This window comes from Sphingorhabdus sp. Alg231-15, from assembly GCF_900149705.1.
In the GTDB taxonomy this organism is placed as follows: Bacteria; Pseudomonadota; Alphaproteobacteria; order Sphingomonadales; family Sphingomonadaceae; genus Parasphingorhabdus.
Genome location: NZ_LT703001.1, coordinates 164,421 through 178,929 on the forward strand (window position 1 = coordinate 164,421; position 14,509 = coordinate 178,929).

The window sequence follows — 14,509 nt, forward strand, 5'->3', positions numbered from 1 at the left end:
TCTGCCTACCACAAGCTGACAGTGCCCAGCCACGGCGTGAGAAGCGAGAGCTTCTGACGATAAATTTCTGTCGCCTGATGGTTTGTGACCTTGGCAAATTGTATCTTCGCATGCGGGCGCAACTGACCAATCAGGTGGCGATCAGCGCGAATGACTTGCGCGATGCGCGGATAGCCTCCGGTCGTTTGCCCATCCGGCCCCAACAGGAACGACTCACCGTCAGGAGGGCATTGGATCGTGCCGGGGAAAACCGGTGCACTTTGCATCTGTGTGCTGTTTTGAGGTGACAATTTCATCCCGGACAGGCTGAGACCCATCCGGTTACTTCTTTGACCAACCTCATGTTTTCCTTCAAAGAAAAGTTGCTGCTGATCAGCTGAAAGCGCTGAAAATTCCGGTCCGGCGGTAACCCTGATGAGATAGCGATCAGCGATAACCGGTCTTAGATTATCTGGTGTTTGCAGATAGGTCTCGCTTGTAGACGCGGTTGGGGTCAGTTTGACAACGTCACCGGTTTTCAATGCCCGTCCGCGAAATCCACCAAGCGCGGCACCGAGATAGGTTGACTGGCCATCCAAGACCGACTGTGCATCTATATCTCCCGCCAAAGCGAGATATGACCGGCAGCCCTGATGCGCTGCGCCAACATGAATCTCATCACCGGCTTTCACCGGTATCAAGCTATGCAGTGATTTCTCTTCGCCGTTCAGATGAAGAAAGGAAGCTGCGCCTGTCAGGGCGATCGTGCAAGAATGTTCTACTGTGAATTTGGCATCATCCAGAGTGATTTCCAATGCGATGGCCGCTGGAATATTGCCGACCAGGCAGTTGGCCAACGCCAGTGACAAGCAGTCAGCTGCTCCGGCGGCAGGCATGCCCAAATGGCGGGAACCGGAGAACGGAAATCCTTGAAGGGTTGTCTGCAATCCCGGTTTGACAACCATGAGCGTCATGGGACAGTCTCATCTCGGAGCGCTTTAAATTCGGCGCTGCTTATCGGTTGAAACGCAATCCGCTGGCTTCCGGTGAGCAAGGCCGGGCGTGGTCGATCAGCATCAAACAGCTTTACCGGAGTCCGACCAATTATCGGCCAGCCGCCTGGGCTGTCAAAAGAATAGATGCAGCTCTGCTCACCGATCAAACCAATGGAACCAGCAGCCACACGCTGCCGTGGTTTTGGCAGTCGGCCAATAGCCGGGATATTTTCATGGCATTGCAAATAGGCAAAGCCCGGCATGAATCCGAGCATCGTGACCGTGAATTGTGCGGAGCTGTGCAAGGCAATCAATGCTTCAACCGACAGATCCATTTTCTCGGCCACCCAGCTGATATCGGGGGCGAATTGTTCATCATAGCATAGCGGAATGGTGATGGTTTCCGCTTCGGTCATTGCGTGCGTGGTAAGACTATCCAACTGCGTCCGAAACAGGTTTTTCGCTTCATCAGGCATGATGTGTGCAGGATCAAACTGCACGGCGACGCTGTCCAGACCGGCGACCACCTCTTGCCACATATCTTGCGCTTGCAAGTCGGCGGTGGCGGTATGGATCTTGTCGAGCGTATCCAGCTTGCAAGAAAGCCAGTCATCGCATGCATGGATTTCGGCGATAGTCATCCGGTTGATGCTGCAATAGAAAAGCCTTCATTTTCGAGCGCCTGACGCATCGCAGCTGCGGTGGCCAAGGCCCCTTCGCTATCGGAATGGAGGCATAGGGTCTCGGTCTTGATTGTTCGAGGCTGATCCCCGGAAACCTCAATCGGGAGCGCTTGTGCGAGCGCCAGTCCCTGTCCAATCCGCGCAGCATCATCTGCAATGACTGCGTTTTGCTCTGTCCGCGGTACAAGACGGCTATATTCTGTATAGCGCCGATCAATAAATGCTTCGGCAATGAAGTGAACACCACTTTGTTTTGCCTTCGCCTCGATGACAGAGTCAGCCATTCCGACTAGCGGCAGTTGTGCACCATGAGCGATGCCGACTAGAAGTTCAGCAAGACTATCGCTGTCCTGTGCATCATTATACAGCGCACCATGCGGTTTCAGATGGGTGATAGAAACACCGATCTCGGCTGCAATACTTTTGATCCGCCGTAACTGTTCCCATATGCTGGCCTTCAGATCTTCGGGGTCGATTATCATGCTGACGCGTCCGAAATTTTCGCGATCAGGGTAGGAGGGATGGGCGCCAGCCGAGACCGCTTTCTCCTTTGCGGCCGTTAACATGGCGCGCATTGTTTTCGGGGAACCGGCATGACCGCCACAGGCGATGTTGCAGCTGGAAACAATATCCATAATTGCTATATCGCGGGCCATACCGTCGGTTGTTTCTGCCTCACCAAGATCGGCATTAAGATCAATGGTGGTTTTCATGGCCACCATCCCAATGCCCGTGCGATCAGCCGGATGCCCAACATGGAAGTGATAATCAGGATGGCCGCTCCGGCGATATTGCCTTTCCATCCGTTCACATGATTTCCAAGCAATGCGCTATCATTGGCCAGCCTGATCAGGAAAAAAGCGATGATTGGAAGCAGCAGGCCATTTGCAATCTGGGCAACGAAAATTATCTCGACCGGCTTGTAGTTGAGCAAAGCGCCCAATGTACCGGAAAGGATAACAGCCAATGCACCGATATTGAACGGCAATCGCGATCTGTCGCTTCCGCTTTTTGCAAAAATCTCCTGCACGATGTAGCCGGTGGCCAGTGGTGCAGTGATCGCAGATGTCAGGCCAGCTGCAAAAAAGCCTGCGCCCAATGTCGCACTGGCAAAAGATCCGAACAGGGGATTAAGCTGTTCTGCCATATCGACGGCGCTCGTTATTTCCTTGTTACTGCCGAACAGACTGGCCGCAGCGGTTGCTAAAATGGTGATCGAAATCAAGCCGCCAATACCGATGGAAACAGCGCTATCGGTTTGCGCCTCAGCTAAACCGTCAGACGTTGTCCAGCGTTCCCGCGCGCTCGCAGCATGAAGGAACAGATTATAAGGCACTATGGTCGTTCCAATAAGGGCGATAGCAGTCAACAGGCCGCCGTCTGGAATGGTGGGAATGAAACCACCCATAATCGCGGCGAGGTCTGGTCTTGTGATCAGGAAGGTCAGCAGGAATGACAGGCACATGAACAATACCATTGCGATGAGAATGCGTTCGACCCAGCGTGGTTTGGAAAATAATATCAACCCACCTGCCAACAATGCAATCGCAAGGATGATAATGGGCCGGTTGTTTGACAGATTGCTATCCAGTGCTTCTACACCCAACAGGGCGCCGGATATGTTGCCGGCTTCATAGGCCGCGTTACCCAGTGCCAGTGCCGCAATAAGGAGCAGGGCTGCAAGCCATCGAAGCGGCGGTGATGCTATGGTCTGCATCATCGCTTCGGCGAGCCCCATACGCGACACAAGGGCAACCCGTACTGCTATAGACTGCAAAATGATCGTGGTGATCGTTGCAAAGACCAACGCCCATATCAGTGCAAATCCAAAATTCGCGCCCGCTAATGTGCATGCGGTTACAGTGCCAGGGCCAATGAAGGCGGCCGATACCATCATTCCCGGACCGGGGCGATAGCGGGTTAACTTCATAGGAAAGATCGCATAAATGTCGTCATGACGTCAGTATCCCTTACCATGGCCAGGGGCGCTCACGGAACCATTTGGTTATGACATATTTGGTTCCTTTGCGAACCTTCATGCCATGATGGAGGGTTAGATCATTGGGGCTTTGATCAAGGCGCATATTATTCCAGCACAGCAGATTACCGGTCTTGGGAACAAATTTCTTATTCAGTTCCACAAAGCGTGTCGCACCACCCGCGCCCGGCTCATTCAGATAGATCATGAATGTCCAGGTGCGCTGCCCCGATTCGGAACAGAATTTCACAAAATCCTGACCATTGGGATCGAAATAGTCGGTGTGTGCTTTGAATTCCTGGCCTTCGGCATAGCGTTGCCCTTGAAGCGGTTCTCCGAATTCCTTGTCGATATTTGCGAAGTTGCAGATTTTTGCGTCGATCTCCGCAACAAAAGGATCGGCATGATCGAGATCACAGGTTTCGCTGGTGCGAAAATAATCATCGTCATTGGCGTCCGCTATGGTGGATGGCCTGCGTCTTTCGTCGATCCGCTGAATAAGCTGCTGGCACTCCGTTTCCTTGAGGAAGTTTTTCAGCATGCATAATTCTATGCTTTTGTTCGGATAGCGTTGGACCTGACCGAGAGCGACGAGATAATCGGCAGTAGTGGTATTCTGGTCTGTCATTAAATGGTCCAAAAAGCTTCCTATTGGCTGGCATCAGATTAAATGAAAATTCGACCTTCGCAACCGCTCTTTGCCGTTGGGCAGAAGTTGGATATAGAAAATACCATGATCGCCGGCAATATTAAGAAAAGCGATAGCATTTTGAAAGGCATCAGCCGGTCAAGCGGTTTCACGCTGGTTGAGATGATGGTGGCATTATTCATATTCTCGCTACTATCGGTTGCCGGTGTGGTCTTGCTGCGCGGTGCAGCGAACAGCAATGAAGTTACCGATGCAAAGCTTGGTGATATGGCTCAGATGCAGCGTCTGGTATCCCTGATGGAATCAGATCTCAGCCAAGCATTGCCGCGGCCTTATCGCAATGAGCTGGGTGATCGCGTGGCGGCATTTGCTAGTGAGACTGGCAATAACGGCCGCGGTTTTTTGTCTTTCACCCGGGGTGGTCAGAGCAATATCAACAATAAGCCGCGATCCAATATGCAGCGAATATCCTATCAGCTGAATGACGAGCAGCTGGAACGACTGCAATATGAAACCACGGACGGCGGCGCGATTGGCGAGCCCGCGACGCTGCTCGATGATATTAGCGGGCTGGAACTTCGCTTTCGCGACAAAAGGGGACAGTGGCGCGGAAACTGGGAGACCGAGCGACTGAACGATTTGCCGCGTGCCGTGGAAATCCGCTTTGAACAGAAGGGCCGCAATTTCCGGCACGTCTTTCTTGTTGGAACGGGCTATCTATGAAGCCGCTTGATTCTGTTGGAAAGGGAGAGCACGGCGCGGCGTTGTTGACCGTCTTGTTGCTGGTTGCGGTTATTGCAGTGCTGGCCGCACACGGGATTGACCGTTTGGCGGGCGCTACAAAACTGGCTTCCAATTCCCACCAACTCAGTCAGGCCAAGGCCTATCTCATCGCTGCAGAGTCGATTGGAATGCAATCTGCGGAGCAGATCGTCAGTATATCGCCAGGGCGCACCACCAACATCGGCGGCTGGAATGGCCAAAAACGACGTTTCCCGGTGGCCGGGGGTTTGATCACCGCGGCACTAACCGACGGTGGAAACTGCTTTAACGTTAACAGCCTTGTGAGCCAGAACAACGCTCTCTTCGCTGCTCGTCCAGATGGCCAAAGTCAGTTTGTCCGGCTGATGACACTGTTGGAAATACCCCAGGGAACGGCTGTTGACATTGCAGAATCGGTGACCGATTGGATCGATAGTGATACCGTATTGTCGCCCCGCGGTGCCGAGGACGAGTTTTATGTTCAGCTTGAAAAGCCCTACCGCACCGCCAATGCGTTGATGATCGACGTTAGCGAATTGCGCACGGTCAAAGGCGTAACCAGCGAAATCTATGCGCGTCTGGCGCCTTGGCTTTGCGCACTGCCAACAACTGATCTTTCACCAATCAATGTGAATACACTTCGTCCCGAACAAGCAGTGCTACTCGCGATGCTGTCAAACAATCCCGATATCGTGCGGTCACGCCAGTTTTTGGGGCGGCGAACGGAAACCGGCTATGGCAGCCTTAATGATTTTTGGGCGGAGCCCTTTCCGGCTAGTTTTCTAGCCCCTTCGCAAGTGCAAAGCCAGGTGAAGCTAAAAACACGCTGGTTCCGTCTGGACATCGAAGTGAGCATGCAAGGTGCGCTGGTTGAGGAGCGCGCTTTGGTTGATGCGGCACGAAAACCCGCGCAGCTTGTTCACCGTCAGCGCGGCGATACGTTGTGATGGTTGAATCCTCAATATAGCGTGCGCTAAATACTTGACGTCTGCCCCCATGCATCCCTATGCAGCGCGGCGCAGCAGGCAATATATTGGCCTAGCGATTGTGGCGATCGTAGCTCAGTTGGTTAGAGCGCCGGTTTGTGGTACCGGAGGTCGGGGGTTCGAGACCCCTCGGTCGCCCCATTTTTAACACCATATCTTCCGTATATTCAAACAGCTAACGGCCAACGGTACATCTTGGGGTGACAAACAGGGTTTGTAATATTATTACTCGAAAAACAAATTATGTTACTCAGCAACTAAGGGGTTCTTCCAAATGTCGGTGATGTGGGATCTGCCAGATTTTGATGGTCACGAGGCTGTTCATTTTTTTCACGACGTGGAAACCGGACTCAGCGCAATAATTGCGCTCCATTCGACCCATTTGGGGCCGGGAGCTGGCGGCACGCGATTCTGGCACTATGAGAATCGGGAAACTGCAATAACCGACGCCTTGCGGCTGTCACGGGGAATGAGTTTCAAGAACGCGATGGCCGGACTTCCGCTGGGCGGTGGTAAGGCGGTAATCCTTGCAGACCGTAACCGAAAAAAATCGCCGGATATGCTGGCAGCGTTTGGAAGGATGATCGATTCGCTGGCTGGGCGTTACGTCACGGCCGAGGATGTCGGCATAAGCACGGCTGACATGGTCGCGGTATCAAAAGAAACCCAATATGTATCGGGCCTTCCGGTCAGCGATCGGTCAGAAGCTGGCGGCGATCCTGGTCCATTTACCGCCATGGGCGTGTATTTGGGGGTCAAGGCTGCAGTAAAGCACAAGTTGGGCCGCGACAGCATGGAAGATGTGCATGTCGCGATTCAGGGCGTTGGCAGTGTCGGCGGCGGATTGGCGCGTTTGCTGGCGAAAGATGGAGCCCGCTTGAGCCTTGCGGACATCCACAAGGATCATGTCAGCAGCTTGGCGGATGAGCTTGGCGCACAGGTTGTTGGACTGGATGAAGTTATGCGTCTTGAAGCAGATGTGTTTAGTCCCAATGCATTGGGTGCGATTCTGGACAAGGTTTCTATCGCTCATCTGAACGTCCCTATCGTTGCCGGCGGCGCTAATAACCAGCTCGCGACGCCGGAAGACGGACAACGGATTTTCGACCGCAACATTCTGTTTGCACCTGACTATGTGATCAACTCGGGCGGTATTATCAGTGTCGGCCTGGAATATCTCGGCGATAGCGATGTCGAGGAAGTCAATCGCAGGATCGGGAAAATTCCGGCGCGCCTTACCGAAATCTGGGAAGAGAGTGCTTCGACAAAATTGCCTTCGGCTGAAGTTGCCGACAATATGGCACGGCTGCTGATCGGGCGATAGCCGGAGCTGCAAGGCAGAATATGTTCGCCAGCGGAATGCATGTAAGCCGTTTCCGGCCTAACATTACGAAAATTTAGGCGGAGTCGCAGGTCAGGATAATTGCTATCAAGTGTCCGCTCGCACAGAAAAACACTTGTCGGCTTGCGACAGTTCTGCCATCAAAAAATCAGATTTACTGGTCGCACAGTAGCCAAGGGCAATGACCGTTTTTTAAATGCACGCTTATGCAAACCCTACCCGTTTTCTGTCGCTTGCCAGACCATTGACACTATGGTTGCTGGTTGCTGGTATTTTGCTGATCGGCTGCGGATCTATTTACGGGCTTTTATATGCGCCAGCTGACCGGCTCATGGGCGACAGCGTTCGGATTCTTTATATCCATGTTCCGACTGTATGGCTCGCCATGGGCGGATGGACAGCTATTGCGATTGCCAGCATCGTGCAGATTGCGTGGCGACATCCGTTGGCCGCAGTCGCGGCTCGTGCGGTGGCTGTGCCGGGCGCCCTGTTCACGGCACTGGGTTTGATTACCGGATCGATCTGGGCCCGCCCTACCTGGGGAACCTGGTGGGTCTGGGATGGCCGCGTGACGTCTGTCCTGGTTTTGTTTTTCCTTTATCTTGCCTATATTGCGCTGGCTAACGCGAGCGGAGAAAAAGGCGGTGTATCCCGCGTTACCGCGATTTTCGGAATTGTCGGAGCCATCAATATTCCGATTATCAATCGCTCGGTCGTGTGGTGGAACAGTCTGCATCAAAAGGCCAGTATCACGGTCAGTGGATCATCTATTGATACTGCTTTTCTATGGCCGCTCGCCATAAATGTAATTGGCTTTAGCTTGGTGTTTGGCGCAATCGTTCTTATGCGTATGCGCGGTATATTGGCAGAAACCAAAGTAGAAGCGAGACTGAAGCGGATGGCAGCAGAATGAACCATTGGCCCTTTGTGATTGCATCTTATGTGATTGTGCTGGTCGGCACAGCTGTGGTTATTGCGGGAAGCTATTTTGCGATGCTTGAATCGGAGGCCAAGGCGGATAAGCTTAAGCGGCCCCGGAAATGAACATGATGATAAGAGAGATTGACGCGTGAAGGCGAAACATCAGAGACTGACATTGGCCGTACTGGCACTGGTCGCGCTGCTCGGTGCAGGATTGCTGGCGGCTTTCGCGTTGCAGGATCAAGCCAATTATTTTTATACCCCATCAGACATAGTCGCTAAAAAGCCTGCTGCGGGAAAAGCTATTCGGCTGGGCGGCATGGTCGAAGAGGGATCAATACGACATGATGCGGATGGCGTTACGGTGAACTTCATCGTGCAAGATGGCACCGCGCAGCAAGCCGTTAGCTATACCGGCATTACACCCGATCTGTTTGTCGAAGGGTCCGGTGTTGTCGCGGATGGTAAGTTAACCAGCGATGGCCTGTTTGTGGCTGATAGCCTGCTCGCGAAACATGACGAAAACTATATCCCACGAGAGCTTGAAGGCATTGATATGACTGGCAATATGACCAAAACGGATACGCTGGTCGAATGATTGCAGAAGCAGGTTTGATTGCTCTGTGGCTGGCCGCCGGACTGGCGTTGCTGCAATTTGCGTTGGGCGCCATTGGTGTGCGCGCCGGGCGTGAGGAATTTTACGCCGCGATCCGGCCAGTGGCGGTGGCACAAGGCGTGCTGGTTACACTTTCTTTCCTGCTTCTAATCTGGCTGTTCCTACGATCGGACATGTCTGTGTCGCTGGTGGTAAAAAACAGTGCGTCGGTAAAGCCGCTGCTTTACAAATTTGCTGGAACCTGGGGCAATCACGAAGGGTCCATGCTGCTTTGGGTTACGGTGATGGGGCTGGCGGGCACTTGTATCGCCCTTTTTGAGCGCAGTTTGAAAACAAAAACGCTGGTCACAACATTGGCGGCGCAGGCTTTCATCAGCCTTGGATTTTATGCATTTCTGCTGATCTCTTCCAATCCATTCGAACGGATGTTTCCGGTCCCGCAGGATGGACAGGGGCTTAATCCGTTGTTGCAGGACCCCGGTCTGGCCTTCCATCCACCAACGCTTTATTTCGGTTATGTCGGCCTTTCGGTGGCTTTCTCCTTCGCCGTCGGCGCGATGATCACCCGTGATGTCGGTCCGGCCTTTGCACGGGCAATGCGGCCATGGGTGCTAGGCGCCTGGGTTTTTCTGACGCTGGGCATCACGGCGGGCAGCTATTGGGCCTATTACGAACTCGGCTGGGGTGGCTGGTGGTTCTGGGATCCGGTCGAAAATGCCTCTTTGATGCCATGGATAGCCGCCACAGCCCTGTTGCATTCGGTGACAGTATTGGCGACGCGCGATGGGCTTCGCGCCTGGACGGTAATGCTGGCGGTTGTGGCTTTCTCCATGTCGATGATCGGCACGTTTCTTGTCCGTTCGGGAATCCTGACCAGCGTCCACGCATTTGCGGTTGATCCAGAGCGTGGTAGCTTCATTCTTGCGCTGCTTGCCATCTATATCGGCGGCGCCATGGCCCTGTTCGCGCTCAGGGTCGGGACCGTCAAGGAAGGCGCGCGTTTTGAATTTGTGAGCCGAGAGGGCGCATTGGTTGCCAATAACCTGCTGCTATCGGCCATATTGGGGATCGTCTTTGTGGGCACGCTATATCCCTTGGTGGTCGAGGCGCTGACCGACGAAAAGCTATCGGTCGGACCCCCTTATTTCAATCTTGCAACCGGACCGGTTGCGCTGCTGCTGGTTGCGATCATGGCCGCAGGGCCTTTGCTGCGCTGGCGGAAAGATAACGCCAAGGCTTTGCTGAACCGCATATCCATACCGATTGTCATCACCGCCGCTGCTTTATTCCTGTTGGTTCTGCTCACCACAGGCATGTCAGTCTTGTCACTGCTGGGCATGGCTCTGGCTGCTGGTATTGCTGTCGCCAGCTTTGTACCCTTGTGGAAGCGCAATTTACGTCGGACGCCGATGCACACTTATGGTATGGTGATTGCGCATTTCGGTATCGCCGTGGCGCTGGTCGGTATGGCGTCGGAAAGTAGTTTTACCGAAGAAAAGCTGGTTGCAGCCAAGCCCGGTGACGAGATTGTGGTCAACAAGTGGAAAATGAAATTCGAGGCGATTGAACCAGTGGCAGGGCCCAACTGGACCGCATTGGAATCACGTATTACCGCACAATATGATGGCGGAAAAACCGTCGAGGTCACGCCGCAAAACCGTATGTTTGCATCCGCCCAAACCCAGACCAGCGAGGCGGCTTTGCTGACGCGGTGGAACGGGCAATTATATGTTGTTCTGGGCGAAGGTGATGCCGAAGGACGCTGGCAGGTCCGGGCCTGGTGGAAGCCTTTTGTCACCCTGATCTGGTATGGCGGGATATTGGTTGCTTTGGGCGGCGTGCTTGCGATTGTCGGGCGTCTGCGGCGCAAATATCTGCAGCGTAAACAAAAAGAATATGCGGAACTGGTGCTTTGAACCGCTGGTTGCTCTGGTTGCCTTTAGGCCTGTTCGGATTGTTCTTTGTTGCGGTCGCGGCTGGCTTGATGATTCCAAAGGACAATATCATTGAATCGAAAATGGTCGGCAAACCGATGCCGACCTTCTCACTACCAGCTGCGATTGAACAAAGACCCGCCTTGAGCAGCACCGATCTGGTAGATGGCAAGCCCAAGCTGCTCAATATTTTCGCAAGCTGGTGTCTTCCTTGTATTGCAGAAGCACCGCAACTGCTGGAGCTGCAAGAGGCGGGTGTGGAAATCCATGCTATTGCGAGCCGAGATAGGCCGGAAGATATTGCGAACTTCCTTAATCGCTGGGGCAATCCCTATAGCCGGATCGGCTCTGACACGACTAGCTCTGTACAGTTGGAACTGGGGTCATCGGGCGTTCCGGAAACCTTCGTGATTGATGGCAGAGGTATTATTGTTCACCAGCATATCGGGGATATTCGCAAGGAAAATGTTCCGGAGCTGCTTGAGATTTTGCGGGAGGCCCAATGAGATATACTCTGGTTTTTATCGCATCGATATTGGCATCGCCCGTTGCAGCGCAAACCGGCTTGCCGCCTGCACCTTATGCGGATCAGCAACTGGCTGACCCTGCCAAGGAAGCTGCGGCGCGTGATCTGATGGAAGAATTGCGCTGCCTGAAATGCCAGAGCCAGTCCATCGCAGACAGCAATGCCCCTATGGCAGGGGACATGCGCAGCCAGGTCCGCGAACGGATTGCAGCAGGCGAAACGCCTGACCAGATACGCAATTGGCTGGTCGAGCGCTATGGCAGCTGGGTGACCTATGATCCACCGGTAACGCCAATGACATGGCCATTGTGGATCGCTCCAATTTTTCTGTTGATTGCGGCCTTGTGGTTGGCACGCGGCCGCTTTCGCCGCAAAAAGGATGATAGCTAATGGGCTGGCTGATACTTTTGAGTTTCCTGTTGCTGCTTTTTGGAAGTCTTGTCTGGCTCGGCAAGTTGCCACGTGGGGCCTATGAATTGACCGGAGCAGCACTGTTGCTTGGTGTGGCAGGGTACGCGTGGCAGGGTAATCCCGGCATGGCAGGCGTGTCGATAGAACCAACCGAAAAACCCAATAGTTTTGACGATAGCAGCATTGAATCCCGCAAGGAAATGGGCGAGCGTTTTGGTAGTGCGCAGGAATGGCTGATATTTTCTGATGCGCTGAATCGCAGCGGCAAACATGGCGCTGCCGCTAACTATTTGCGTAATGGTGTGAAGGAGCATCCAAACAACCCGGATCTGTGGGTCGGCTTAGGCAATGCCTTGGTTGTTCATGCGGATGGTATCATAACGCCAGCCGCGCAATTTGCATTTCAGAAAGCGGCAGATATTTCACCCGAACATCCTGGCCCGCCCTTCTTTCTGGGCATGGCTTATGCCCAGTCTGGGAAAATTGATCAGGCACGCGCAATCTGGACAGAATTGCTGGAACGCAGCCCGGAAGAGGCACCATGGCGCAAGGATCTCGAGTCGCGTTTGGCTGCTATGGAGAAAATGCAACCTGCGCTGCCCATGCCCGAAAATGCCCCCGCTGGTAACTAAAACACAGTTATATCAGGAGGTTGATGGGCATATCTGCGGCTATAGTTGCGTGCTATAGAGGCCCATGCTAATCGCGCGCGCTTGTCGAAAAGGCTGCGCGGGGCTAGCGCAACCATTTCGACCCAATCAGGGGACCGCCAAAACGGCAATCAATGTCTGAATCGACGTCACAACCGAAACGGAAACGCAATCGCGTCATCCAGCCTCATGGTTCACGCCAAGAGGGCAGCGCCGTTGCAAAACTGGCCGCTGGTGCAATTGGTATTGTATTTGGCGACATTGGTACGAGCCCGCTTTACGCGTTTCGTGAGACATTTGTCGGCGCTCACCCATTAGAATTGGACAAGTTGCACGTTCTTGGCGTGGTCAGTCTGATTTTCTGGTCGATGACTCTGGTCGTGGCGATCCAATATGTGACCATCCTGATGCGCGCGGACAATAAAGGGCAGGGCGGCAGTCTCGCAGTGGTGGCCTTGTTGTCCGGGGCCTTGCGACGATCAAAATTCGGCTGGGTCGCGATATTGCTGGGCGTATTCGCGACCTCGTTATTCTATGGCGACAGCATGATTACGCCTGCAATCTCGGTCTTGTCCGCTGTCGAAGGTTTGACCGTTGTGAATAGCGGATTGCAGCCCATGGTTATCCCGATTGCCGTGGGCTTACTTGTCTTTCTCTTCGTAATCCAATCACGAGGAACCGCAAAAATCGGGGCTTTATTCGCACCGGTTATGTTCGTCTATTTCACCGTCATCGCGATTTTAGGACTCACACAGATATTCCAGACTCCGGAAATATTGCTGGCGCTGAACCCCTGGTATGCTCTCCAGTTTTTCCTGATCGATGGTTTCAAGGCCTTTCTGGCCTTGGGTTCAGTCGTTTTGGCCGTAACAGGCTCAGCGGCTCTATTCGCCGATATGGGGCATTTCGGGCGTAAGCCGATGCGAATTGCGTGGTTCGGCTTCGTGATGCCAGCCTTGCTGTGCAACTATTTCGGCCAAGGGGCTATGATCATCGGTATGGACGAAGCTGGTGCAGCTGCGGCAATCCAGAATCCGTTCTTCCTGCTTGCCCCCGAAATGCTGCGTTTGCCGTTGGTGATATTGGCAACGATGGCGACTTTCATTGCCAGTCAGGCCGTCATCTCGGGTGCTTTCTCGGTCACCCATCAGGCGATCCAGCTGGGTTTCATTCCGCGCCTTACGGTGAAGCACACCAGCGCGTCAGAAGCTGGCCAGATTTATATTCCGGTGATCAACTGGACGATCATGATCGCCGTTCTTATCCTTGTTCTGACTTTCCAGAGCTCAAGCAGTCTGGCGTCGGCTTATGGTATTGCCGTGACCGGTGCGATGCTAATCGATACATGCTTGCTGGCTGTACTGGTCTTTACGTTGTGGAAGTGGAAATGGTGGTATGCCGTTCCACTCATCGCCCTGTTCTTCGTGGTCGACGGTGCTTACTTTGCAGCGAACCTGACCAAGGTCCCACAAGGTGGCTGGTTCCCACTAATGGTTGGCGGCATTGCATTTCTGTTGCTCACGACCTGGGCCAAGGGGCGCAAAATTATGCGCGAAAACATGGCAGAAGCCGCCATGCCGATCGAGATTTTCACCAAGTCCGCCAAAAATAGTGCTGCCCGGGTTCCCGGAACAGCGATTTTCATGGCGTCTAACTCTGTCGGCGTACCATCCGCTTTGCTGCACAATATCAAGCATAACAAGGTTATCCACGAACGTGTCGTGGTGCTGACCGTCAACATCAAAGATGTTCCCTATGTGGAATTTGAGCACCGGATTGAGGTCAGAGATCTCGGGGATGGATTCTATCGCCTGATTCTGAACTATGGTTTCATGCAAGAAACTGATGTCCCTGCGGCTTTGAAGAAGGTCAAGCAATGCGGTATGGATTTTGACATGATGACGACCAGCTTCTTCTTGTCACGACAGACGTTGTTGCCGTCTGAAAAACCGAAAATGATGATTTGGCGAGAGAAAATTTTCGCATGGATGTTGCGCAATGCTGCTACCGCTATGGAGTTTTTCAAGCTTCCCAGTAACCGGGTTGTCGAGCTTGGCAGTCAGATGGAAATCTGACA

The 14,509-nt window shown here is 53.4% G+C and carries 16 protein-coding genes and 1 tRNA gene; 12 read left to right on the top strand and 5 right to left on the bottom strand.

Annotated elements, in window-relative coordinates; all coding sequences use genetic code 11:
• Nucleotides 1-5: 5 nt before the first annotated feature.
• The 5 genes from DG177_RS00760 to DG177_RS00780 are packed head-to-tail and all read right to left on the bottom strand — an operon-like array spanning nucleotide 6 to nucleotide 4,263.
• Nucleotides 6-953 carry a biotin-dependent carboxyltransferase family protein gene (locus DG177_RS00760; RefSeq protein ID WP_108809743.1) on the bottom strand — a complete coding sequence of 316 codons (948 nt, stop codon included), beginning with the start codon at nucleotides 951-953 and terminating at the stop codon, nucleotides 6-8.
• The gene (locus DG177_RS00765; RefSeq protein ID WP_108809744.1) at nucleotides 950-1,615 is read right to left on the bottom strand and encodes a carboxyltransferase domain-containing protein; all 666 of its coding nucleotides are present in this window, start codon (nucleotides 1,613-1,615) and stop codon (nucleotides 950-952) included. The genes DG177_RS00760 and DG177_RS00765 overlap by 4 nt, the downstream gene beginning before the upstream one ends.
• On the bottom strand, nucleotides 1,612-2,370 hold the full coding sequence (pxpA, locus tag DG177_RS00770; protein WP_337658385.1) for a 5-oxoprolinase subunit PxpA: 759 nt from the start codon (nucleotides 2,368-2,370) through the stop codon (nucleotides 1,612-1,614). The genes DG177_RS00765 and pxpA overlap by 4 nt, the downstream gene beginning before the upstream one ends.
• Entirely contained in the window at nucleotides 2,367-3,587 is a 1,221-nt protein-coding gene (locus DG177_RS00775) for an Nramp family divalent metal transporter (protein ID WP_108809746.1), read from the bottom strand. Before DG177_RS00775 ends, pxpA begins: the two co-directional genes overlap by 4 nt.
• A gap of 40 nt (nucleotides 3,588-3,627) precedes the next feature.
• The gene (locus DG177_RS00780; RefSeq protein ID WP_108809747.1) at nucleotides 3,628-4,263 is read right to left on the bottom strand and encodes a 2OG-Fe(II) oxygenase; all 636 of its coding nucleotides are present in this window, start codon (nucleotides 4,261-4,263) and stop codon (nucleotides 3,628-3,630) included.
• Between the two features lie 105 nt (nucleotides 4,264-4,368).
• Here DG177_RS00780 and gspJ point away from each other — a divergent pair, with 105 nt between their 5' ends.
• From gspJ to DG177_RS00835, 12 genes are all read left to right on the top strand, one after another.
• Nucleotides 4,369-5,007, top strand: a complete 639-nt coding sequence (gene gspJ / locus DG177_RS00785) for a type II secretion system minor pseudopilin GspJ (RefSeq protein ID WP_337658387.1) — start codon at nucleotides 4,369-4,371, stop codon at nucleotides 5,005-5,007.
• Nucleotides 5,004-5,993 (top strand): type II secretion system minor pseudopilin GspK, encoded by a 990-nt coding sequence (gspK, locus tag DG177_RS00790; RefSeq protein ID WP_108809749.1) that lies wholly within the window; start codon nucleotides 5,004-5,006, stop codon nucleotides 5,991-5,993. Before gspJ ends, gspK begins: the two co-directional genes overlap by 4 nt.
• Nucleotides 5,994-6,096: 103 nt before the next feature.
• Nucleotides 6,097-6,173: transfer RNA gene (locus DG177_RS00795), tRNA-His, on the top strand.
• Between the two features lie 133 nt (nucleotides 6,174-6,306).
• Nucleotides 6,307-7,356, top strand: a complete 1,050-nt coding sequence (locus DG177_RS00800; RefSeq protein WP_108809750.1) for a Glu/Leu/Phe/Val dehydrogenase dimerization domain-containing protein — start codon at nucleotides 6,307-6,309, stop codon at nucleotides 7,354-7,356.
• A 214-nt stretch (nucleotides 7,357-7,570) separates the two neighbouring features.
• Entirely contained in the window at nucleotides 7,571-8,287 is a 717-nt protein-coding gene (gene ccmC, locus DG177_RS00805) for a heme ABC transporter permease CcmC (RefSeq protein ID WP_108809751.1), read from the top strand.
• Complete coding sequence (locus DG177_RS17620; protein WP_337658390.1) at nucleotides 8,284-8,418, top strand: hypothetical protein; 135 nt, start codon at nucleotides 8,284-8,286, stop codon at nucleotides 8,416-8,418. Before ccmC ends, DG177_RS17620 begins: the two co-directional genes overlap by 4 nt.
• Before the next feature lie 25 nt (nucleotides 8,419-8,443).
• Complete coding sequence (gene ccmE / locus DG177_RS00810) at nucleotides 8,444-8,893, top strand: cytochrome c maturation protein CcmE (RefSeq protein WP_108809752.1); 450 nt, start codon at nucleotides 8,444-8,446, stop codon at nucleotides 8,891-8,893.
• Nucleotides 8,890-10,827: a heme lyase CcmF/NrfE family subunit gene (locus DG177_RS00815; RefSeq protein WP_108809753.1), complete on the top strand. Its 1,938-nt coding sequence runs from the start codon at nucleotides 8,890-8,892 to the stop codon at nucleotides 10,825-10,827. Before ccmE ends, DG177_RS00815 begins: the two co-directional genes overlap by 4 nt.
• The gene (locus tag DG177_RS00820) at nucleotides 10,824-11,351 is read left to right on the top strand and encodes a DsbE family thiol:disulfide interchange protein (protein ID WP_337658392.1); all 528 of its coding nucleotides are present in this window, start codon (nucleotides 10,824-10,826) and stop codon (nucleotides 11,349-11,351) included. The genes DG177_RS00815 and DG177_RS00820 overlap by 4 nt, the downstream gene beginning before the upstream one ends.
• The gene (locus DG177_RS00825; RefSeq protein ID WP_108809754.1) at nucleotides 11,348-11,761 is read left to right on the top strand and encodes a cytochrome c-type biogenesis protein CcmH; all 414 of its coding nucleotides are present in this window, start codon (nucleotides 11,348-11,350) and stop codon (nucleotides 11,759-11,761) included. Before DG177_RS00820 ends, DG177_RS00825 begins: the two co-directional genes overlap by 4 nt.
• Nucleotides 11,761-12,414 (top strand): tetratricopeptide repeat protein, encoded by a 654-nt coding sequence (locus DG177_RS00830; protein ID WP_108809755.1) that lies wholly within the window; start codon nucleotides 11,761-11,763, stop codon nucleotides 12,412-12,414. Before DG177_RS00825 ends, DG177_RS00830 begins: the two co-directional genes overlap by 1 nt.
• A 152-nt stretch (nucleotides 12,415-12,566) precedes the next feature.
• Nucleotides 12,567-14,507, top strand: a complete 1,941-nt coding sequence (locus DG177_RS00835) for a KUP/HAK/KT family potassium transporter (RefSeq protein ID WP_108809756.1) — start codon at nucleotides 12,567-12,569, stop codon at nucleotides 14,505-14,507.
• The last annotated feature ends 2 nt before the right edge of the window (nucleotides 14,508-14,509 follow it).